The organism is Bradyrhizobium sp. SZCCHNRI3043 (assembly GCF_032377735.1).
In the GTDB taxonomy this organism is placed as follows: domain Bacteria; phylum Pseudomonadota; class Alphaproteobacteria; order Rhizobiales; family Xanthobacteraceae; genus Bradyrhizobium.
The window spans coordinates 47,716-68,731 of record NZ_JAUHID010000013.1; the positions used below are offsets into that span (position 1 = coordinate 47,716).

General features: G+C 66.2%; 21 protein-coding genes. 9 read left to right on the plus strand and 12 right to left on the minus strand.

Annotated features, from left to right (window positions below):
• Nucleotides 1–3: 3 nt before the first annotated feature.
• A complete protein-coding gene (locus tag QX124_RS22835) occupies nt 4–1,152 on the minus strand; it encodes a GGDEF domain-containing protein (RefSeq protein ID WP_315739890.1) in 1,149 nt (382 codons plus the stop codon).
• 322 nt (nt 1,153–1,474) lie between these two features.
• Here QX124_RS22835 and QX124_RS22840 point away from each other — a divergent pair, with 322 nt between their 5' ends.
• The 6 genes from QX124_RS22840 to QX124_RS22865 all read left to right on the plus strand — a co-directional run bounded on the left by QX124_RS22840 (nt 1,475) and on the right by QX124_RS22865 (nt 7,296).
• Nucleotides 1,475–2,044 (plus strand): sigma-70 family RNA polymerase sigma factor, encoded by a 570-nt coding sequence (locus QX124_RS22840; protein WP_008961196.1) that lies wholly within the window; start codon nt 1,475–1,477, stop codon nt 2,042–2,044.
• The gene (locus tag QX124_RS22845) at nt 2,041–2,886 is read left to right on the plus strand and encodes a hypothetical protein (protein ID WP_315785081.1); all 846 of its coding nucleotides are present in this window, start codon (nt 2,041–2,043) and stop codon (nt 2,884–2,886) included. Before QX124_RS22840 ends, QX124_RS22845 begins: the two co-directional genes overlap by 4 nt.
• A 33-nt stretch (nt 2,887–2,919) precedes the next feature.
• On the plus strand, nt 2,920–4,563 hold the full coding sequence (locus QX124_RS22850) for a S8 family serine peptidase (protein ID WP_315798350.1): 1,644 nt from the start codon (nt 2,920–2,922) through the stop codon (nt 4,561–4,563).
• A 469-nt stretch (nt 4,564–5,032) separates the two neighbouring features.
• Complete coding sequence (locus QX124_RS22855; RefSeq protein ID WP_409997736.1) at nt 5,033–5,647, plus strand: TIGR03809 family protein; 615 nt, start codon at nt 5,033–5,035, stop codon at nt 5,645–5,647.
• A gap of 123 nt (nt 5,648–5,770) precedes the next feature.
• Nucleotides 5,771–6,367: a TetR/AcrR family transcriptional regulator gene (locus QX124_RS22860; protein ID WP_315770663.1), complete on the plus strand. Its 597-nt coding sequence runs from the start codon at nt 5,771–5,773 to the stop codon at nt 6,365–6,367.
• Between the two features lie 68 nt (nt 6,368–6,435).
• Nucleotides 6,436–7,296: a DMT family transporter gene (locus tag QX124_RS22865; RefSeq protein ID WP_315777538.1), complete on the plus strand. Its 861-nt coding sequence runs from the start codon at nt 6,436–6,438 to the stop codon at nt 7,294–7,296.
• A gap of 9 nt (nt 7,297–7,305) precedes the next feature.
• Here the strand turns inward: QX124_RS22865 and QX124_RS22870 are convergent, their stop codons facing one another.
• Nucleotides 7,306–8,682: a TIGR03808 family TAT-translocated repetitive protein gene (locus QX124_RS22870; protein WP_315798351.1), complete on the minus strand. Its 1,377-nt coding sequence runs from the start codon at nt 8,680–8,682 to the stop codon at nt 7,306–7,308.
• A 228-nt stretch (nt 8,683–8,910) separates the two neighbouring features.
• On the opposite strand from QX124_RS22870, the gene QX124_RS22875 reads away from it, so the two are divergent.
• Entirely contained in the window at nt 8,911–9,207 is a 297-nt protein-coding gene (locus QX124_RS22875) for a GlsB/YeaQ/YmgE family stress response membrane protein (protein ID WP_315798352.1), read from the plus strand.
• Between the two features lie 46 nt (nt 9,208–9,253).
• On the opposite strand, the gene QX124_RS22880 is transcribed toward QX124_RS22875, so the two are convergent.
• From QX124_RS22880 to QX124_RS22925, 10 genes are all read right to left on the minus strand, one after another.
• The gene (locus tag QX124_RS22880; protein WP_315798353.1) at nt 9,254–9,910 is read right to left on the minus strand and encodes a pyroglutamyl-peptidase I; all 657 of its coding nucleotides are present in this window, start codon (nt 9,908–9,910) and stop codon (nt 9,254–9,256) included.
• The gene (gene meaB, locus QX124_RS22885; protein ID WP_315739882.1) at nt 9,907–10,896 is read right to left on the minus strand and encodes a methylmalonyl Co-A mutase-associated GTPase MeaB; all 990 of its coding nucleotides are present in this window, start codon (nt 10,894–10,896) and stop codon (nt 9,907–9,909) included. The genes QX124_RS22880 and meaB overlap by 4 nt, the downstream gene beginning before the upstream one ends.
• Before the next feature lie 35 nt (nt 10,897–10,931).
• Nucleotides 10,932–11,705 (minus strand): RsiV family protein, encoded by a 774-nt coding sequence (locus tag QX124_RS22890; RefSeq protein WP_315798354.1) that lies wholly within the window; start codon nt 11,703–11,705, stop codon nt 10,932–10,934.
• 201 nt (nt 11,706–11,906) lie between these two features.
• A complete protein-coding gene (gene scpA / locus QX124_RS22895; RefSeq protein WP_315798355.1) occupies nt 11,907–14,063 on the minus strand; it encodes a methylmalonyl-CoA mutase in 2,157 nt (718 codons plus the stop codon).
• 17 nt (nt 14,064–14,080) lie between these two features.
• Nucleotides 14,081–14,545 carry a GFA family protein gene (locus QX124_RS22900; RefSeq protein WP_315716096.1) on the minus strand — a complete coding sequence of 155 codons (465 nt, stop codon included), beginning with the start codon at nt 14,543–14,545 and terminating at the stop codon, nt 14,081–14,083.
• A 2-nt stretch (nt 14,546–14,547) separates the two neighbouring features.
• Nucleotides 14,548–16,410: a methylmalonyl-CoA mutase subunit beta gene (locus tag QX124_RS22905; protein WP_315798356.1), complete on the minus strand. Its 1,863-nt coding sequence runs from the start codon at nt 16,408–16,410 to the stop codon at nt 14,548–14,550.
• Nucleotides 16,411–16,512: 102 nt separating this feature from the next.
• Nucleotides 16,513–17,001 (minus strand): 2-amino-4-hydroxy-6-hydroxymethyldihydropteridine diphosphokinase, encoded by a 489-nt coding sequence (gene folK, locus QX124_RS22910; protein WP_315798397.1) that lies wholly within the window; start codon nt 16,999–17,001, stop codon nt 16,513–16,515.
• Between the two features lie 5 nt (nt 17,002–17,006).
• Nucleotides 17,007–17,375: a dihydroneopterin aldolase gene (folB, locus tag QX124_RS22915; RefSeq protein WP_009028138.1), complete on the minus strand. Its 369-nt coding sequence runs from the start codon at nt 17,373–17,375 to the stop codon at nt 17,007–17,009.
• Nucleotides 17,372–18,229 (minus strand): dihydropteroate synthase, encoded by an 858-nt coding sequence (gene folP, locus QX124_RS22920; protein ID WP_315798357.1) that lies wholly within the window; start codon nt 18,227–18,229, stop codon nt 17,372–17,374. Before folP ends, folB begins: the two co-directional genes overlap by 4 nt.
• 76 nt (nt 18,230–18,305) lie before the next feature.
• Nucleotides 18,306–18,713: a DUF4332 domain-containing protein gene (locus QX124_RS22925; protein ID WP_315739877.1), complete on the minus strand. Its 408-nt coding sequence runs from the start codon at nt 18,711–18,713 to the stop codon at nt 18,306–18,308.
• Between QX124_RS22925 and QX124_RS22930 the strand changes: the two genes are divergently transcribed.
• Together QX124_RS22930 and QX124_RS22935 are read left to right on the plus strand one after the other, a co-directional pair.
• A complete protein-coding gene (locus QX124_RS22930; RefSeq protein ID WP_315739876.1) occupies nt 18,712–19,047 on the plus strand; it encodes a hypothetical protein in 336 nt (111 codons plus the stop codon). The genes QX124_RS22925 and QX124_RS22930 overlap by 2 nt on opposite strands.
• Before the next feature lie 275 nt (nt 19,048–19,322).
• Nucleotides 19,323–20,933 carry a helicase HerA-like domain-containing protein gene (locus tag QX124_RS22935; RefSeq protein ID WP_315798358.1) on the plus strand — a complete coding sequence of 537 codons (1,611 nt, stop codon included), beginning with the start codon at nt 19,323–19,325 and terminating at the stop codon, nt 20,931–20,933.
• The last annotated feature ends 83 nt before the right edge of the window (nt 20,934–21,016 follow it).

A 21,016-nucleotide genomic window follows, 5' to 3' on the forward strand; every position in this document is an offset into this window, starting at 1 on the left:
GGCTCAGGCGCTGGTGACGCGATTGCGGCCCTGCGCCTTCGAGTCGTAGAGCGCCCGATCGGCCCGGGCGAGCAGCGAATCGGCGGTCTCGTCGCCGCGCGGGGCGGCCACGCCGGCCGAGAACGTGACCTGCAGGCCGGTCGAGAACGCACTCCAGTCGAGGCCGGCGATGATCTGGCGCAATCGTTCGGCGAGCCGCGCGGCGGCGTCCGCCGGCGCGCCCGGCAGCACCAGCAGGAATTCCTCGCCGCCGTAGCGGCCGAAGCGGTCGCTGCCGCGAATGTTGGCGAAGATCGTGATGGCGAAGGTGCGCAGAACGTCGTCGCCGGTCGGATGACCATGCGTGTCGTTGATGCGCTTGAACCAGTCGAGATCGATCAGCACGACCGAGCAGGGCTGGCCGCCCTGCCGCGCCTGCGCCATCTCCTCGTCCAGCACATCCATGATCGAGCGCCGGTTCAGCGCGCCGGTGAGCTCGTCGATCTCGGCCAGCTCCTCGATGCGGCGATAGGCTTCCTTGAGCTTCTGTCCGCGCTGGTAAAGCGTCTCGCGCAGCGCGCTGGAGAAGATGCCGAGGAACATGCAGCCGGCGATGGTGAGGAGGAAGACCAGGAGCGTCGCGAGCCGCTCGAGGCCGCTGTCGTGCGGCATGCCGAGCGGCTTGTCGGTGAGCAGGAACAATCCCGCCAGCCCGATCGCGAGGAACGTCCAGCAGATCGCGCTCTGGCGCGGCGTCGCGCGCAGCGAGGCGAAGGCGACGACGATGTACAGCGTGCACAGGAACAGGATGCTGACTTCGGGCGCGATGTAGCAGAACGCGACCGTGATCATCATGCTGGCGAGCGATTGCGGCACCACGAGGTAGTGGTCGCGGAAACGGTCGTTGAAGCCGCTCTCCGACAAAGCGGTCCACAGCGCGACGGTGAGAACGCCGATCGCTGCGTAGGCTGGCGCGATCGTGACCGGGACGGTGCCCGCCTTGGCGTAGATCAGCAGGATGACGGCGTCGATCAGGTAGCATCCTGCGACCAGCGCCAGCATCTGCCGGCGCCGCCCGGCACGACGCGCGCGCAGGTCGCTGGACGGAGACGGCTGCGCGTCCCCGGCCTCAGCGACATTCGGACTGGGAAAAGGCGGTGCCGTCGTGCCCATGTGCTCGCGATTCTTCGTCGTTGGCTCAAAATCTACGTGGGAAAGCATTTAACTTTGGTATCTATGGGCATGGACGAAGAGGCCGCCGGCGTCGTGCTGCGACGGGGAATCTACGGCTTTCAGGACGCGCAGTTGGCGGGAACGGGCGGAACATGGTAGGCGGGAACCCGTTGGTCGCGATCGACCTGGGCGCTGCAGCGAAATCTGCAAGTCTGTGCGCCAACTCACATTTCGGGACGTATCTTTCCGGTATTTTGAAGATTTTTGCGGTTGTATTCGAACCGCGACGTCAATCCTCCAGACCAATCTTGCGAGACGGCCATTGAGCGTGACAGCAGCGGCGTCAGATGAAACCCTGATTGCCCGGATCGCTCAAGGCGACCGGCTCGCCATGCAGGTGCTGTACGGACGGCACCATGTCAGGGTGTACCGTTTCGGGCTCCGGCTCGTGCGGGACGAGCAGGTCGCGGAAGACCTCATCAGCGAGGTCTTTCTCGACGTGTGGCGTCAGGCCGGCAAGTTCGAAGGCCGTTCTGCCGTCTCCACCTGGCTCCTGGCGATCACGCGGTTCAAGGCCCTGTCGGCACTTCGGCGCCGGAAGGACGTTGAGCTGGAAGACGAGGCCGCGAACGCGATCGAGGATACCTCCGACGATCCGGAGGTCGCGGTCCAGAAGAAGAATACCGGCGAAGCATTGCGCAAGTGCCTGACGGCGCTTTCGCCTGATCACCGGGAGATCGTCGATCTCGTCTACTACCACGAGAAGTCCGTGGAGGAGGTGGCCGAGATCGTCGGAATTCCGGAAAACACCGTCAAGACGCGCCTGTTCTATGCGCGCAAGAAATTGGCCGAACTCCTGAAAGCGGCCGGCATTGAAAGAGGCTGGCCATGATGGCTTTGAGCAAGATGCTGGAGCAAGAGCCCGGAGAGATCGAACTCCTGCTGCCGTGGTACGCCGCCGGCACCCTGAACGCGCGCGACATGCGCCGGGTCGAGGAGGTGCTTGCCCACGACGCCGATCTCGCCAGGCAATATGCGGAGATCCAGAAGGAATATGCCGAGACCATCGCGCTGAACGAAAGCCTCGGCGCGCCCTCGATGCGCGCGATGCAGAAGCTGTTCGCGGCGATCGAGGCGGATCCGGTGCAGAAGCCTGCCGCGCCGCGCGGCTTCAGCGCGCGGCTGATGGATTTCTTCGACAGCTTGTCGCCGCAGACCTTGGCGTGGACCGTCAGCCTCGGCGCGCTTCTGGTACTGGCGCAGGCCGGCGTGATCGGCGCCGTGCTGATGCGCTCGCAGACCGCGACCTATCAGACCGCCTCGGTCGAGGACAAGAACGCAGCTCCCGAGCCCGCGAGCAAACCGATGGCCGCGCCGCCGCCGCCACCGAGCGCTGCTGCGCCAGCCCCGGCGGAGCGGACGCCCGAGAGCATGACGCGTTCGCGGATGGCCGAAGCACCGGCCCCGGCCGCTCCGCTGATCCGCGGCCTTGGATCGCAGGTCGCCGGATCGACCGCGCCCGCCTATGCGCTGGTGCGGTTCGCGCCGGATGCGCGCATGGCCGACATCTCCGCGTTGCTCGACAGCTACCAGGCGTTGATCGTCGAGGGCGCCAGAGGCGGCCTGTTCAAGCTGCAACTCGGCGATCGGCCGCTGTCGAAGGCCGAGGCCGACAGCCTGATCGGCCGTCTGGCGCGAGAGAAGATCGTCAGCCTCGCGGTGGCCGCGCAATAGGCCCGCGCCGTCCGAACGTCATTCGGAGGCTCCATGTCGTCCACTTCGCCGCTACAGTTCGCCAGATCGGTCGCGATACTGATTGTCGTCGCAATGCCTGCTTTCGCCGGTGGCGACCTCAGTGCCCATGCCCAGGCGATGATGCGTTCGCCCAACATCAACATCCCGAGCCGGGTGCCGAGCATCAACCCGGGCACCGCGATGCGTGTGCCGCCGCCGACCGGGATGGCCTTGCGCCCGACCTTGCCCAATGCGCGATTTGCACCGAACCTGCAGGCGTCCTGCAACCCGGCGGATCGCAGCGTGTCGGGTGAATGTCTCGACCGCCGGTCGGTGACGGGGGACGGGCAGGGCCGGCGGTCCCAAGGAAGATTGGACAAAGGCAGGTCCGCCAAGGTGACGCAGCGCGGCGAGCCGAAAGCTGCGGCCGCGGTCGACCCGCGGACCGTCGCCAACGAGATCGTCGCCGAGATCGATGACGGTCTCTCGATCGACCAGGCCGACGCGCTGGCGCGCCGCCATGGCCTGCAGCGCATCAGCTCGCAGCGCTTTCCGCTGATCGGCGCCACCATCGGTCTGTTCAGGATCACCGATCGCCGCTCGGTGCAGGCGGTCAGCCGTGCGCTCGCGGCAGATGCCAGGGTGCGTTCGGTGCAGCCGAACTACCGCTATACGCTGCAGCAGCAGAGTGCGCCGCCTGTCGAGGGCGATCCGGCGCAATACGCGCTGGCGAAGCTGCGGCTGCCGGAAGCGCACAGGCTGGCCCAGGGCTCCAATGTCACCATCGCAGTGATCGATTCCGGGATCGATCTCAAGCACCCGGAATTCGCCGACGCCTCGTTCGACGCATTCGACGCGCTCGGCGGTGACGAGGGGCCGCATGCGCACGGCACCGGCATCGCCGGCGTGATCGTGTCGCACAAGCGGTTGATGGGCAGCGCGCCCTATGCACGCATCATCGCCATCCGCGCCTTCGGCATGGCCAAGAAAGGCGGCGGGCCGGAGAGCAGCTCCTATGTGATCCTGAAGGCGCTGGACTACGCGGCCCTGCACGGCGCGCAGATCGTCAACATGAGCTTCGCCGGCCCGAAAGATGCGGTGATCGAGCGCGCGATCGCGGCCGTCGCTTCCAAGGGCGTCGTGATGGTCGCCGCGGCCGGCAATGCCGGGGCCAAGTCGCCGCCGCTGTATCCTGCGGGCAATCCGAACGTCATCGCCGTCAGTGCGACCGATGACAGGGATCAGTTGCTGCCGGCGTCGAACCGCGGCAATTACATCGCGCTGGCCGCGCCCGGCGCCGAGATCTTCCTGCCGGCGCCGGACGGAAAATATCAGATCATCTCGGGCACCTCGTTTTCCGCGGCCTATGTCAGCGGGCTTGCGGCGCTGGTGCTGGAGCGCAATCCGGCGTTGAAGCCGGAAACGGTGCGGACCGTGCTGACCGGGACCGCGCGCGATCTCGGGACCCCCGGACGCGACGATCTGTTCGGGGCAGGGGAGGCGGATGCGTTGGCGGCGGTCCAGGCCGTGGTCTCGCCGCAGGATGCGCCTGCTGCTGCTGTGCCTTCCGCGGGGCTGCAAACGGAGCCCGCGGCGGCCCGCGAGTTGCGTCCGGCGCCGGCCGCGGTGACCGAGGCATCTCCAGCCGGCGACACGCTTCGGCCGGCGCAGCAATGACGCCAACGTTTTCGTGAACGTTCCGAAATTCTCCCGCTCGTTTTGAACGTGCAGCGGGGCGGTCACGACAGAAAGCATGTGGGAGCGGTGATCCCCTCCCCAAGGCTATATACGGCGCGAGCGCCCATCCACCCCAAGCGCCCATATGGCTCGACCCGTCCGGTTGTCCCCCCGGACGGGTCTTCCATTTCTGGGCCAGGTCAAATCCCGGCGATATTGATATCCGGCAGTGTTCGCCCGCCCGATGGGCACATCTTCGGGTTGTCAGGCGATGTCGTTGGCCGCGCTCGCGTGGCTGCACTAGGCCGGATTCCGAAAAAACACGGAGAAAATTTCCGCACGACTACGGTTTGGCCGCCAAACAACATGGCATTAGCTAGACTTTGTTAACCTTTTCCACAAAATATTCACGTCACGTTGCGTTGATTCGTGCCGAGTGCGTCCGTCCCCTTATCTCACGGGCTCCCCCATGACACATCGACCGGACGTGACTTGCAGCCGCGAACTGGCTGCGCGCTGGTGCGCGCTTGCCGAAAGGCGCCTGGACCATCTGACCGAGCTGTTCCAGAGCGGCCGCTGGCGCCGCTACTACACCGAGCAGTCGCTCCTCGACGATATCCGGCACGCCAAGGCCGCGGTGCAGACCTGGCAGGCGCTATCCCGCGCCGAGCCCGAGCAGGTGAGCATCGTGCCGAGCCAGCGGCCGGCTGCGATGGTGGCTGCGCCACCCGCTCCCGTGCGCCCCGCCGAGCCGGAGCCGATCAAACTCCGTCTCCACGAGAATCATCCCATCGAGCGGCGCCCCATCGCGCTTCCGCCCTCGCTCGAAACCATCCTTGCGGAGTCCGAGATCATCGTCGAGCCCGAGATCGAGCTGGCGGCGAATGATCTGGAACCGGACGACGTCATCGAACCCGACTATGTGTCCGAAGATGCCATCGCGCCGGAGCCGCCCCGCATCGACATGTTCGCCCTGGAGCAGGCTTTGAGCATCGGCATTCAATCCGACGCCGAGTATGACGAGCCGGTGGTCGATCTCGACGCCATCGAGCGCCGCTATCCCGCGCTGGCGGTCGCGTTCTAGGCGCAGGGCGAGCTCCAGACCCAAACCGCATCGCAGCCAAGGGGGCCGCAAGCCGCCCTCAATCTGGTCACTTGATTTCAAGACCGAATGGTCCATATATCGGTGATGAGCCGCCAGACTCCGATGCAGTTGCCGCGTGGGCGCCCGCGAAGTTTCGACATGGACGCCGCTGTCGAGCGGGCAATGGGTGTGTTTTGGTCGCGTGGCTATCACGCGACGGCGCTGCCTGATCTTCTTCAGGCGACGAAGCTCTCGCGTGGCAGCCTCTACGCCGCGTTCGGTGACAAACACTCGCTGTTCCTGCTCGCGCTTGACCGTTACATCGCCGATGCCCTGGCCCGGATGGATACCGAGCTCGACCCAAGCAGGGAGCCGGTCGACGGCCTGCGGGCCTATCTTGCCGGCTACGTCGACCGCACCTGCGGGGCCAAGGGTCGGCGCGGCTGCCTGCTGGTGGCGACAGCCATGGAGCTTGCTGGCCAGGACGCCGAAGTTGGTCGGCGCATCGCGAGTTTCTTCAAGGCCATGGAGGTCCGGGTGGCGGATGCACTGTCCCGCGCGAAGATGGCGGGCAAGCTGGCCGAGGGTGTCGAACCTTCGAGTGCCGCGCGAATTCTCGTCTGTTTCGTTGAGGGGCTGCGCGTGGTCGGCAAGACGGGGCCGACGCCGATCACATCGCAAGCCACCGTTGACGCGCTTCTCGACCGCTTCATTCGATAGAGACCGTTGAGCGCCTTGCTTTCGAGTCGCCTATATCTGGACCGATCAGTCCTTAAATGGAGAATGCCATGACCATCGTCCAGATTCTCTGCTCGGTGGCCGTTCCCTTGCTGTGGGGTTACCAGTTCGTCGTCATCAAAGTGGGGGTGACGGAGTTTCCGCCGCTGTTCTTTCTCGCGCTTCGATTTCTGGCCATCGCGCTGCTGCTCGTTCCGTTCGTCAAAAGGCCGACGCGTCAACAGCTCGGTCACATCGCAGTCATTTCCGTTTTCCTGGGCGGCCTGAACTTCGGGCTGTTCTATGTTGGTCTTGGGCTCGGCTCGGGAAGCATGTCTGCCGTCGCCTATCAACTCGCCACGCCCTTCACCGTCCTGTTGGCGTGGCCGCTGCTGGCGGAGAAGCCGTCCCTCTCCACATGCGCTGGAGTAGGGCTTGCATTCGCCGGCGTGGTCGTGCTGGCGGCCGAGCCGGGTCTGACGGCAAACGTGCTCCCGCTGCTGCTGGTGGTTGGCGCAGCCTTCGCATTCGCGGTGTCCAACGTCCTGACCAAGCGCTACGGCCCTTTTGAACCGCTGATGCTGATGGGATGGTCATCGCTGCTCACCGTGCCGCAAGTCATGGTCATGTCGTCGTTCCTCGAATATGGCCAGGTGGCGAGCCTTGCCGCGGCGGATGAACGCGGATGGCTGGCGCTCGCCTACACGGTCTTCATCGGCGGAATTGTCGGGTTTGGCGTCTGGTTCTGGTTGATCGCCCGCTACTCCATGAGCCGCGTCGCACCGTTCAGCCTGCTGCTTCCGGTGTTCGCCTTGATCTCGAGCGTATTGTTCCTGGACGAGCGGATGACACCGAAGCTGATTGCGGGCGGGCTGCTGGCGATCACCGGCGTCGCGATCACACAAGTGAGGCCGAGCGCTCGGCCGATTTGAAGCGGCGGCTCAGCTTCGTCGCACCGCGTTGCCGCTGACCAAGAGCTGCGCATAACCTTGCGTCCCGTCGCGCGTCAGGTCCGATGTCACCGGCTTGACGTGATCGAGCCCGATCACGGCGCCACGGGGCGTGCCCGAGATCATGTTGTTGCTCACAAGCGCCGTGCCCGCGCCCGGAACGACGGACACGCCGACGCCCGCCAGCGCGTTGCGGATGACGTTGCCGGAGATCACGACATCCCTGAGATAGCGGCCCCAGCCGGCGACGATGCCGTAGGACGGGGCATTCTCGACCACATTCCCGGTCACCGAGGAGTCCGCCTCGACATAGATGCCGATTCCGGCATCGTCGTCGGGCGCGGTGCCGATCGGCCGCTTCGGAATCAGGTTGCGGATGATGTTGCCGCTGACGACCGCGATGCGGCCGCCCTCGTTGAAGTTGCAGACGGAGACGCCGAACGCCGCGCCATCCACCGTGTTGCCGCTGATCACGGCGCCTTCGAACGCGAATTCCGAATAGAGCGCGACCTCGCGCACGTCGGTGACGCTGTTGCCCGTGATCTGGATGTTCGAGGCGGAGTTGCCGCGCACTGCCGAGTAGTCGCAGTTCCTGATGCGGTTGCCGCTGATGATGACGTTGCCGGCGCGAAAGGCGTTGATGGCGTTGCCGTACTGGCCCGAGCCGCCGGGGCCAGCCTTGATGTCCTCGATCCGATTGTCGAGCACCATCGTGCCGTCGTCGCCGATCGCGGTGCGCAGGATCTCGATGCCGTTGTCGCTTGTGCCGTTGATGGTGTTGCGCGACACGATCAGGCCGAGCGCGTCGAACGACACGATGGCGGTGACCGCGATGTCGGTGATCACGTTGCCGCTGACGTCGCCCGAGACCTGCTCGAGCCAGATGCCGCTGCCGCCGGAGCGGGTGATCTCGCAATCGGAGATACGGGCGTCGCGGCTAGCGGCGACATGGAGCAGGCCGCGGCGCTGGGGCAGGGCGATGCCGCCGCCGTCGAGCGCGATGCCGCTGACGCCGATGCCGTCAGCGCCTTCTGCTGACAGCATCGACGGGCCGCCGCCGGTGAAGACGAGCTTGGTGGCGCCGCGGACGCCGACCAAGTGGCTGCCCCTGGCGAGGCGCAGCATCGAGGTCCTATAGGTGCCTGGCGGCAGCGCCAGCGGCGCCTGCGCGCGGGCGGCCTCGTCGATCGCACGCTGCAGCGCGCGGGTCTGGTCGTCGGGACTGTTGGGCTTGACGCCATACTGTGTGGCGTCGCGCCCCAGCGCGGAGATCAAGGGGGCGGCCTGTGCGGCATCCGCCGGCAGGGCCAATGCCCCGGCGGCGCCGGCAGCCGATCCAGCCAGAATGCGGCGGCGATTGACATCCATGGTCAGCGTCTCGCGCAAAAGATGATGTGCGGCCACGACTTAAGCTGAAAGTCTCAATGCTGATGCTGAGGATGAGCGCCTGCGCCCGGGATTGTTGGCGGTAGGGTTAAATCTTCACGTCAGATCGCCGCCGGCTATGGGTTGCCCGTCGAACCGGTGAGCCTCTCCCGAGGGAACCAATGGGACTCGCGGACATTGTTCCGGCAATGGATCGGCGAGGAGAGGGTCATGCATCTGTCCAATGAGAGTCTACTGGTTATTCTGTTCGTCGGCATCGTCGCCGGGTGGCTCGCGGGCCGCGTCATGGAGGGCGGCGGTTTCGGCCTGATCGGCGACCTGGTCGTCGGTCTCGTCGGCGCCTTCATCGGCAACTGGCTGTTGCCGCAGCTCGGAATCCATCTGGGCGTCGGACTGGTCGCCGCGATCATTAACGCCTTCATCGGCGCCGTGGTCCTGCTGCTCCTGCTGCTCCTGCTGCGCCTGATCGGCGGGGGATTTGGCGGTCGGCGCCGTTGGAGCATCTGACACAGCGCTGACGGTCAGCGGTCATACGGTCATACCACTATCGACGTCAGCTCGTGCGACAGGTCGCCTGTCGCACGAGCTTGACCAGCTCCATCAGCATGGCTTCGCCGGCATCGACCAGCCCCTCCAGCGTGATGCGCGAACTGCCGTGCGGCAACGCCGAGCCGGCACGCGGCAAGGGAGGAATGTGGATGAAGGCGGCGACCCGCGGCCCTTCGGCGGCCTTGGTCGCCTCGATCGCGCGCCAGCTCAGATAGTTGCAGAGATAGCTGCCGGCATCGCGCGAGGCCCGGGCATCGATGCCGGTGGCGCGCGCCGCGCGCAGCAGCCGCGCCATGTGCGGACCGAACGTCGCCGGATGTGCGCCCGGCGCGATCACGCCCTTGCGCGCGACGTGGCGATCGGCATCGGGGAAGGTCGTGGTGATCGCATTGCGCGCGCGGGTCTCGATGCGCAGGTATGATGTTCGCCCGGCGAGGCCGAACATCAGGAGCGCATGCGGGCGCCGCTCGGCGATCAGGGCGGGCAGCTCGCGATCCACGGTCGCATAGGTCACGTGAAAAATGTGGCTGCTGATGGCGACGTCATCCAGCGCCGGCCGCCGCAGCTCCGACAGCCGCTTCACCAGCGGCATGGTCGGATTGGACGGCGCGCCGGGAAACGGGCCGAATCCGGTGATCAGGATGCGCGGCCGCTCGCTCATGTCAGCATCTCCGCGAGCTGCTCGGCGGCGAGCGCCGGCGCGACGCGGCCCTCGGCGACGTCGGTCTCCAGCTTCTTCACTTTCGCGCGGACGGACGGATCGGTGCGCAGCCGCGCCATCAGCCGCTGCTCCAGCATGGTCCACATCCATTTCACCTGCTGGTCGCGCCGCCGCGCGGCGAACTCCCCGGAGGCGATCATCGCCTTGCGATGATCCAGGACCTTCTGCCACAGCTCGGCGATGCCCGTGCCTGATATCGCCGAATAGGTCACGACCGGTGGGTGCCAGTGCTCGGAGCGGGGGCTGAGCAGATGCAATGCGCCGCGATAGTCGGCGGCGGTGATGTTGGCGCGCTTGACGTTGTCGCCATCGGCCTTGTTGATCGCGATCATGTCGGCAAGCTCGACCAGGCCCTTCTTGATGCCCTGCAGCTCGTCGCCGCCGCCGGGCAGCATCAGGGCGAGGAAGAAATCGGTCATGTCGCAGACCGTGGTTTCGGACTGGCCGATGCCGACCGTCTCGACCAGGATCACGTCGAAGCCCGCAGCCTCGCACAGCAGCATCGCCTCGCGCGTCTTGGCGGCGACGCCGCCGAGCGTGCCCGACGATGGCGAGGGGCGGATGAAGGCGTGCTCGTGATGCGACAATCGCGCCATCCGCGTCTTGTCGCCCAGGATCGAACCGCCGGTGCGCGCCGACGAGGGGTCGACCGCGAGCACCGCGACCTTGTGGCCCTGTTCGATCAGATACATGCCGAGCGCATCGATCGTGGTGGACTTGCCGACGCCGGGCGAGCCGGTGATGCCGACCCGGATCGCGTGCCCCGTCCGTGGCAGCAGCGCCTGCACCAGCTCCCGCGCGGCGGCCTGGTGGTCGGCGCGGCGGCTCTCGACCAAGGTGATCGCACGCGCCAGCGCCGCGCGGCTGCCGGCGCTGATATCGTCGGCCAAGGCCGTGGTATTTGGCGAAGGAGAACGAGAGGACATGCGCCCGTTATAGCGGATGCGCGCGGCCCGGCCAGCTAGTTCTCCTCCGCATCCCCCTTCGGCCTCGCGCCGCCGAAGATCGCCTGCCCCTCCGTGCTGAGATAGGGCTTCAGCGTTTCCCAGGGCACCAAGGCGACATAGTCGCCCTCGGCATAGGAACCTACGGCGTAGGGCGGATAGTGGAAGGTGAGGCCCGAGCTCTTGCCGGCCAGCGTCGAGGGCGCGAGCGTGACGGCGCCAATGCCGAGCAGCTTCGGCTCGACGCTCTTCAGCCACCACTCGTCAGTGTCGCCGGCGTCGCGCGCCTTCTTCTCTGCCCGCAGCGAGGCGATGATCGCCTTGCTGATCGCGGTCATGGTCGGACCGTTGTCGGCGGTCTCGTTGAAGAACGGGCGGATCGAGATGCGCTTGGCGGCGGCCTTGTCCCAGAGGATGGTGTCGACCGTCCGGTTGGGATGGGCGCCATGCGTGTCCATGTAGTCGTTGCGCAGCACGCTGACATAGCGATCGGCGACGATCGAACGCACCGAATAGTCGCGGCCATAGGTGTAAGGGCCGTCGCGGAACAGTTCCTTGTCCGCCTTGTAGTCCTTGGCGGCGTCCGCGGCCTGCTTGTCCATCCACTTGCGGCCTTCGGCGAGGCAATTCGCGGCGAGCGCCGGATCGGCCTTGATGTCGGCACTCAGCGTGACGCTGGCCTCGGCGGCCTTGGTCTTGATCGACGCATCGGGCTTGGCTTCGGCGGCGATCGCCGGCGAGAGGGTGAGCAGGCCGAACAGGGCGGCGACAAGCAGTTTGGTAGAATACATGAGACTTGTGATCCGGGTTTAGTGGTCTGTGCGCGCACGTACCGCAAAGGTTCGATCGTGCCCAGATCGAACGCGCGGCGATCGATTACAGCGCGTCAATAGCTCGACGCTCCCAGGAATGGACGCAAGACAATGTCGAGATTCCGGGTTCAAGGCCTTTGGCCTTGCCCCGGAATGACGGTGGGGTGTGACGCAGTCGGACTACTCCGCCGCCTCGCTGTGGCCGAGGCGCGCATTGAGCTTTTGGATTAGCTCCTCGGCGGCGTCGGCGATGACGGTGCCCGGCGGGAAGATTGCCTCGGCGCCGGCCTTGTAGAGGGCGTCGTAATCCTGCGGCGGCACGACGCCGCCGACGATGATCATGATGTCCTCGCGGCCCTGCTTCTTGAGCGCGGCCTTCAACTCCGGCACTGCGGTGAGATGCGCGGCCGCCAGCGACGAGACGCCGAGAATGTGCACGTCGTTCTCGACCGCCTGCCGCGCCGCCTCGTCGGCGGTGGCGAACAGCGGCCCGATGTCGACGTCGAAGCCGATGTCGGCGAAGGCCGACGCGATCACCTTCTGGCCGCGGTCGTGGCCGTCCTGTCCGATCTTGGCGACCAGGATGCGTGGCCGGCGGCCCTCGGCCTCCTCGAACGCCTCGATCAGCGCCTGCAGCTTCTCGGCTTTGCCGGACATGGCGGCGATCTCCCGCTTGTAGACGCCGGTGATGGACTTGATCTCGGCGCGATGGCGGCCGAACACCTTTTCCATCGCGTCGGAGATCTCGCCGACGGTGGCCTTGGCGCGCGCCGCGTCGATCGCGAGCGCCAGCAGATTGCCGTTGCCGTCGCCGGCCGAGCGCGTGAGCGCCGACAGCGCCGCATCGACCTCGGCCTGCTTGCGCTCGGATTTGAGCCTGGACAGCTTGTCGATCTGCAGCCGGCGCACGGTGGAATTGTCGACCTTGAGCACGTCGAGCGGCGGCTCGTCGGTTGGCCTGAACTTGTTGACGCCGATCACCGACTGGCGGCCGGTGTCGATGCGGGCCTGCGTCTTGGCCGAGGCCTCCTCGATGCGCAGCTTCGGCACGCCGGCCTCGATCGCCTTGGCCATGCCGCCGAGCTCCTCGATCTCCTGGATGTGGCCCCAGGCCTTTGCGGCGAGGTCGCGGGTCAAGCGCTCGACATAGTACGAGCCGCCCCAGGGATCGATGATGCGCGTGGTGCCGCTCTCCTGCTGCAGGAACAATTGCGTGTTCCGGGCGATGCGGGCGGAGAAGTCGGTCGGCAGCGCCAGCGCTTCGTCGAGCGCGTTGGTGTGCAGCGACTGGGTATGGCCTTGCGTTGCTGCCATCGCCTCGACGGCGGTGCGCACGACGTTGTTGTAGACGTCCTGCGCGGTCAGCGACCAGCCCGACGTCTGGCTGTGGGTGCGCAAGGACAGCGAGCGCGGATCCTTCGGGTTGAACGGCTTCAGCAGCTTGGCCCACAACAGCCGCGCGGCGCGCAGCTTGGCGACCTCCATGAAGAAGTTCATGCCGATCGCCCAGAAGAATGACAGCCGCGGCGCGAAGCGGTCGACGTCGAGACCCGCGGCGATGCCGGCGCGCAGATATTCGACGCCGTCGGCGAGCGTGTAGGCGAGCTCGAGATCCTGCGTCGCGCCGGCCTCCTGCATGTGGTAGCCGGAGATCGAGATCGAGTTGAACTTCGGCATCTTCTGCGAGGTGAAGGCAAAGATGTCGGAGATGATCCGCATCGAGGGCGACGGCGGATAGATGTAGGTGTTGCGCACCATGAACTCTTTCAGAATGTCGTTCTGAATGGTGCCCGACAATTTCTCCGGCGGCACGCCTTGCTCCTCGGCGGCGACCACGAACAAAGCGAGGATCGGCAGCACCGCGCCGTTCATGGTCATCGACACGCTCATCTGGTCGAGCGGAATGCCGGCGAACAAGGTTCGCATGTCGTAGATCGAGTCGATCGCGACGCCGGCCATGCCGACATCGCCGCCGACGCGCGGATGATCGGAATCATAGCCGCGATGGGTGGCGAGATCGAACGCGACCGACAGGCCCTTCTGGCCCGCGGCGAGGTTGCGGCGGTAGAAGGCGTTGGAATCCTCCGCCGTGGAGAAGCCGGCATATTGCCGGACCGTCCAGGGCTGGTTGACATACATGGTCGGGTAGGGACCGCGCATAAACGGCGCGATGCCCGGCCAGGTGTCGAGGAAGTCGATGCCGGCGAGATCGGCCTCGCCGTAGAGCGGCTTTACCGGAATGCCCTCGGGCGTCAGCCACGGCTCGGCGCTGCCAGCCGGCGCGGGTGCTGCCGTGGGCGCGAAGGCGATGTCGGTGAAATCGGGAATGCGGCTCATGGCCCGGCGTCCTCGTCTCAATCGTGGTCCGGATGCTGATGGCTGACGATGGTCGCCATCTTCTCCGGTCCATAGTTCTGTTGTGTCGTCTGGCTCGGCAGATTGGCGATCGCGACCACCCAGCCAAGTCGCGACTCCGAGCCATATTGTCGCGTCGGCACCACCCGGTCCGGCCGGTCGAAGCTGCCGGTCATGATCTCGATCCGCGGCCCATCAATACGCCCGAAGCCGAGCGGCGTGCCGCAGGCGGGACAGAAGAAGCGCTCGGCGATCGTGGATGAACGGAACGCGGCGGGCTGACCGCGCGTCCAGGCGAAGTGCTCGCGGTCGATCTCAGCGAACGAGGCGAACGGCGCGCCGGAGGCTTTCTGGCACATCCGGCAATGACAGATGCTGACCTTGTTCGGCGTGGTCTTGAACGCGAAGCGGACGGCACCGCATTGGCAGCCGCCGGTCAGGAGAGGCTTGGTGTCGTCGGTCATGCTCACTCCAGATGCGTATAGGCGTCTTCGAGCGTCTTCAGCGCGTCGCCGCCGGCGGACACGAAGCTGCCGATTCCGGCCTCGCGCAGCGCGGCCTCCTGCTCGCTGCCGCGGCCTGCCAGATAGATATGTCGCGCGCCCGCGGCCTGAAGGGCCTTGGCCGCCGGAACCGCGGCGTCGGCATAGACCTTGTCGGACGAGCAGAGGCAGGCAATGGCGGCGCCGGAGGCGCGGAAGGCGGCAGCCAGCGCGGCCGGATCCGAAGCGCCCGCGCCATCGATCGCCGCGATGCCGCCGGCCTCGAAGAAGCTGCGGGCGAAAGTCGCGCGTGCGGTGAAATCGGCGGCGGTGCCGAGATTGGCGAGGAAGATCGAGGGGCGCTGTCCCTGGCTCTTCAACAGGGCGTCGGAGCGATCACGCAGCGTCTCGAACCCGTCTGCGAGACGGATGGGCGCGAGCGCCGTGAAGGTGAGCGCAGCCTTGGCTGTCGCCTGCGGAGCCAGCGGTGCAACCGCTTCGACCGCGACCTCGGCCTCGTTGAGATTTGGAAACTCGCTGGCGCCGGTCAGCACGTCGCGACGCCTGGCGATGTTGGCATTCCGCGCCGCCCTCACCGCGGCGACCTTGGACTGGATCAGCCCAGCCCGCAAGGCAGCTACGACGCCACCGGCTTTTTCGATCTCCTGGAACAGTGCCCAGGCGGTAACGCACAACTCGCTGGTCAGCGCCTCGATGCCGCCGGCGCCGGCGGAGGGATCGGCGACGCGGGCGAGATTGCTCTCCTCCAGCAGCACCAATTGCGTGTTGCGGGCGACACGGCGCGCGAACGCGTCGGGCAGGCCGAGTGCGGCGGTGTGCGGCAGCACCGTCACGGCGTTGGCGCCGCCTAATCCGGCCGCGAACGTCGCAATGGTTGCGCGCAGCATGTTCACGTAAGGGTCGCGCCTGGTGAGCATGCGCCACGCCGTCTCGCCCGAGATGAAGAGCGGCTTCGGTGCCAGCCCGCACGCTTCCTCGATGCGCGCCCACAGCCGTCGCAGGCTGCGGAATTTTGCCAGCGTGAGAAACTGATCGGTGTCGGCGGCGAGCCGGCCATAGATCAGGCCGCGCGCGGTCTCGAGCGCGATGCCTTCGGCTTCGAGCGCCCGCAGATAGGTAACACCAGAGGCGAGCACGAAAGCGAGCTCCTGCGCCTCCGATCCGCCGGCGTCGTGCACGACCCGGCCGTCCGCGGCGAAGAACGGGCCTTTGAAGCCGGCCTCGAGCAGTTGCTTGACCAGCGCGCCCGAGTTGCCGCCGAGCATCGATGCGTCATGTGAGGTTGCGCCGCGACTGGCAGCATCCCCGATCGGATCGAGGCCGAATCGGATGTCGCAGCCAGCGGCCTCGACGCCGCGCTGCTTGACGTAGTCGGCGAGAAGCGAGGCGGGCGAGACCGATTCACCGAGCTGCAATTCGATTGCAATCGCAGCATCGAGATGCACGCCGTCGAGCGCGCGCGCCACTGCGTCGGCGCTGGCGGCGAGGCCGAAGCCGTGTGCGGCATTCGAGCCGGCGAACACCAGCGACAAGCCGGTCGCGCCGTTCTCGAGGTCGATCAGCGCCTGCGCATTGGCCTTGGCCGGATCGGGATGATCGACGCGCTGCATGATCTGCCATGGCGCCGATGCTGAGCGGCCTGCGACCGGCGCGGCATGCTTGGCGCGCGGATAGATCGGCTGGATCTGGAGCCCGTCATAGGTCTTGCCGACCAGCTTCTCGAAAGCCGCGCCCTTCAGCACGCCATCGACCAGCTTGCGCCAGTCCGCCTCGCTGGCCGGAGCAAAATCGGCAGCCAGTCGCAGATCGTCGGTCTCGGTCGTCATGTCGGCACGCGTCTCCCGGGGCGTCTGTTATCGCGATTGTTGTGGCGCAAAATGCCACGTCAGGGGGGCCAAGCCAAACGGTTGTTTGGCCGGAGACGTCAGCTATTCGGCTGGCAGCGGCCGGATTCCGTCGCGCGAAACGGCGAGCACGGCCTCATCGACGCGGCGGCCGGCAATCTGTCGCGCCGGCACGATCTCGGCCAGCGGCACCAGCACGAAGCCGCGTTCGAACAGCCGGGGGTGTGGCAGCGTGAGATCGGGCGTGTCGATCGCGAAATCGTCATAGGCGATCAGATCGAGGTCCAGCGTCCGCGGACCCCAGCGCGTCTCTTGCGCGCGATTGCGGCCGAACATGCGCTCGACCTGGTGCAGAATGCCGAGCAGCGGCCGTGGGGGCATCGCGGTCGCGATCTCGATGCAGGCATTGATGAAAGGCGGCTGCTGCTCCTCGCCCCATGGCGGAGTGATGTAGTCGGACGACCGCGCGACAAGCGCCGCCGAGGCGCGCGCACAGATCTCCGGAATGGCGCGCCGGAACGTCGCCCTGACGTCGCCGACATTGCCGCCGAGAGCAATCAGCGCGCTCGCCATTGCCGTCATGGATGCCGCGAGCGCGTCAGCACGACGCCGACATCCTCGAAGATGGCGGCGATCGGCGCATGCGGCTTATGCACCGTCACCTTGACGGCGCGAATGCGGGCGAAGGTCGACAGGATCGCATCGGCCACCGCGCCGGCCGCGCGTTCGAGCAGGCGGTAGTTGACATCCTTGAACGCCGCCGTCGCGGTCTCCACCACGTCGGAATAGGACACGGTGTCGGCGAGGCGGTCGCTGCGCGAGGAGTCGGACAGATCGGTGTAGAGCTCGAGGTCGATGACGAAGCGCTGGCCGACCTCGCTCTCATGCTCCATCACGCCATGACGCGCGTGGATGAGAACGCCCTTGATGAAGATCGTATCGGTCATCCCAGTGCCTCGATTGCCGCGGCCACGCGCACGGCCTGAACCGTCTCGGCGACGTCATGCGCCCGGATGATTGCAGCACCGCGCCGAGCCGCAATCAGATGCGCCGCGATCGAGCCGCCGAGCCGCTCCTGCGGCTCCGACGCCACCACGGTGCTGATGAAACGTTTTCGCGACGCGCCGACCAGCAGCGGCAGCCCGAAGCGCGCGAATGCGTCGAGCCGCGCCAGTGCGGTCATGCTCTGCTGCGCCGTCTTGCCGAAGCCGATGCCGGGATCGAGCACGATGTTACCAATGGGGATGCCGGCCTTGGCGGCGATGTCGAGCGAGCGCGCGAAGAAGCCCAGCATGTCTTCGATGATGTCGATCTCCGGATCGACGGCAGCGCGGTTGTGCATCACCACGACCGGCGCGCCATGCGCCGCGACGACCGCGGCCATCGCGGGATCGCGCTGCAGACCCCACACATCGTTGGCGATCGCAGCACCATGGTTCAGCGCGTAGTCTACAACTTGAGATTTCATGCTGTCGATCGACACGGGGACGCCGAGTGCGACGATCGCGGGCAGGATCGGCTGCAGGCGCGCCAGTTCCTCCTCGGCCGTGACCGGCACCGCGCCCTTGTAGGGCCGGGTGGACTCGGCACCGATGTCGATGATGTCGGCGCCGGCCGCGATCATGCGCTCGGCCTGCGCGATTGCCCGCTCCGGTGCATCGAAACGGCCGCCATCCGAGAACGAATCCGGCGTGACGTTCAGGATGCCCATCACCGCCGGGAATGGACGCACCAGCCACGGCCGCAGCAGCGGGTGGCTCGACGTGAGGTCCGAGGCGGAGTGCGGCGAAATGGCGCTCATGGGCGCCGCTTTGCGCGGTTGCCACCGTCAAGTCAAGGTGTCGCGCGCGCACAAGCGCGGTCAATCTAGAGGCTGGTCAATAGCTGATCTTCGGCTCCAGCCGGCGCGCCTTTTCGATGAGCTGGCCGACCGACTTCTCCGACGGCAGGATGCGAACCAGCTTCCGCCGGGTGTTCACTTCCTTGATGTTCTGCGCCAGGCGGGCGGGGTTGCGGTGCGCCAGCTCGCGCACGGTGGGCACGCCGGCCGCGCGGACGAGGCAGACCTTGGCCTTGCCCATGCCGGGAATGCGCATGTAGTCGGCGGAATTTGCCCAATCGAGCAGTTGCTGCTCGCTGATGCCGGTCGTGGCGGCAAGCGCCTTGCGCCCTTTCACGGTCCGGGCGGCTTCGAGAAATGCGTCGGTGGTGCGGATGCCCAAAGCTTTCAGCTTGGCAGCATAGAAGGCCGTCATGCCTTCGAGTTCGGTGATCGGATATGTCATGATGCTCGGCGCGCGCGAAGGTGCTTCAGGTGATCTGGCCCAGGCGGTTGGGCTTTGGGCAACCGGCTCAGGCCGGGTGTGCCTGTCGCGATCGTGCCAACTGATCCGCTTCGGTTTGGTCGCGGCCGAATTTGAAAAGTTCACCGGCGGATCGCTGCTGCTCCCGTCGTTGCCGTCCATTGTCGCTGAGGAGGTCGGGCTCGGTGCCGATGATTTCAGCCACGACTCTACCGATGCCGGCCGTTCTGGCCAGCGGCTCAATCAACTCGTTCATGTGAACCCCGTATCATCCGGTCCCCCAAGACCGAACGTCCTCTCGCTGAATTCATCTTGATCGGACGATCCGTGAATTACAAGCGAGGAGCCGGCCCGGTGCGCGAATCGATTCGTGATCGACGATGAACTGTTGCAGCGATGCAAGACCAGATGTTGAATCCACGGCTCAAACCTGCGTATCCCGCAGCACCAATGTTAAGAAGAGTGCGTGTCGTGCGAAGAGGTAAGGCAGCCTGACCCTAGTTCCCATTCGCGAAACTCAACTATGTTACTGCACGAGATGCTCCGCTCCACGTGCGATGCGAAACAATCACTCTCGAAAGATGGATCATCATGGCACCATCCGGAAAATCCCTGGCTGATACCGACGACAAGATCTTCGTGGGAGCCGGTGAGCAGCCGGCCTGGTTGACGCTTGCGCTCGCCAATCGCCACGGCCTGGTCACCGGCGCAACCGGCACCGGCAAGACCGTCTCGCTGCAGGTGATGGCCGAAGGTTTTGCTCGTGCAGGTGTTCCGGTCTTCGCCTCCGACATCAAGGGTGACCTTTCGGGCATCTCGCAAACCGGCGAAGCGAAGGACTTCATCATCAAGCGCGCGACCGAACTCGGGCTCACCTATCAGCCCGATCAGTTCTCGACGGTATTTTGGGATGTGTTCGGCGAGCAGGGCCATCCGGTGCGCGCCACCGTCACCGAGATGGGGCCGCTGCTGCTCGCGCGGATGCTCGACCTCAACGATGTCCAGGAGGGCGTGCTCAACGTCGCGTTCCGCGTGGCCGACGAGAACGGCCTCGCCCTGATCGACATGAAGGATCTGCGCGCGCTGCTCGATGCCATCATTCCGGAGGCCGGCAAGAAAGGCGCTGATGCCGACGCCGATCCGCTGGCGCCGATCCGGAAGGCTGCGCAATCGTTCGGCAACGTCACGCGCGCCACCGTCGGCACCATCCAGCGGCAGTTGCTCGTGCTCGAGAACCAGGGCGGCACGAAGTTCTTCGGCGAGCCGGCGCTGATGCTCACCGACTTCATGAAGACCGACCGCGACGGCCGCGGCATGATCAACATCCTCGTTGCCGACAGGCTGCTGGAGAGCCCGCGACTCTACGCGACGTTCCTGCTGTGGATGCTGTCCGAGCTGTTCGAGGAGCTGCCGGAGGTCGGCGATCTCGCCAAGCCCAAGCTGGTCTTCTTCTTCGACGAGGCGCACCTCTTGTTCAACGATGCGCCGAAGGCGCTGATGGACAAGATCGAGCAGGTGGTGCGGCTGATCCGGTCGAAGGGCGTCGGCGTCTATTTCGTCACGCAGAATCCGCTCGATGTTCCGGACCGGGTGCTCGGGCAATTGGGCAATCGCGTGCAGCACGCGCTGCGCGCCTTCACGCCGCGCGATCAGAAGGCGGTGGCCGCCGCCGCCGACACCTTCCGCCCCAATCCCAAGCTGGACACCGCCAAGGTGATCACCGAGCTCGGCAAGGGCGAGGCGCTGGTTTCGTTCCTGGAGGGCAACGGCACGCCGGCGATGGTGGAGCGCGTCCTGATCCGGCCGCCGTCGGCGCGGATCGGGTCGGTGACCCCGGAGGAGCGCAAGGCGGTCATCGCTGCGAGCCCGGTCAAGGGCAAATACGATACCGCGATCGACGCCGAGTCCGCCTATGAGCTGCTGCAGAAGCGGATCAGCGGAACCGCCGTGACGACGGAAGCCTCGTCCGGCAGCGTGCTCGGCAAGATCGGCGACATCGCCGCGACGATCTTCGGCACCAACGTCAAGCGCGGCCAGCTCTCGACGACACAGGTGATTGCGCGCAACGTCGCCCGCTCGGTCTCCGACAAGGTGGTGGGCGGGATTGCGGCCGATCTCGGCAAGCAGGTCGGCGGCTCCTTGGGCGGTTCGATCGGCCGCTCTTTGGTGCGCGGCGCACTTGGGGGATTGCTGCGGCGGTGATCCAGGCAGCGCTCTCCTTCGGCGCGATGCTCTCGCCGCGGGAGGCTGGCCCGGACCGCGCAACGGAGCTACAAGCGGGCCGA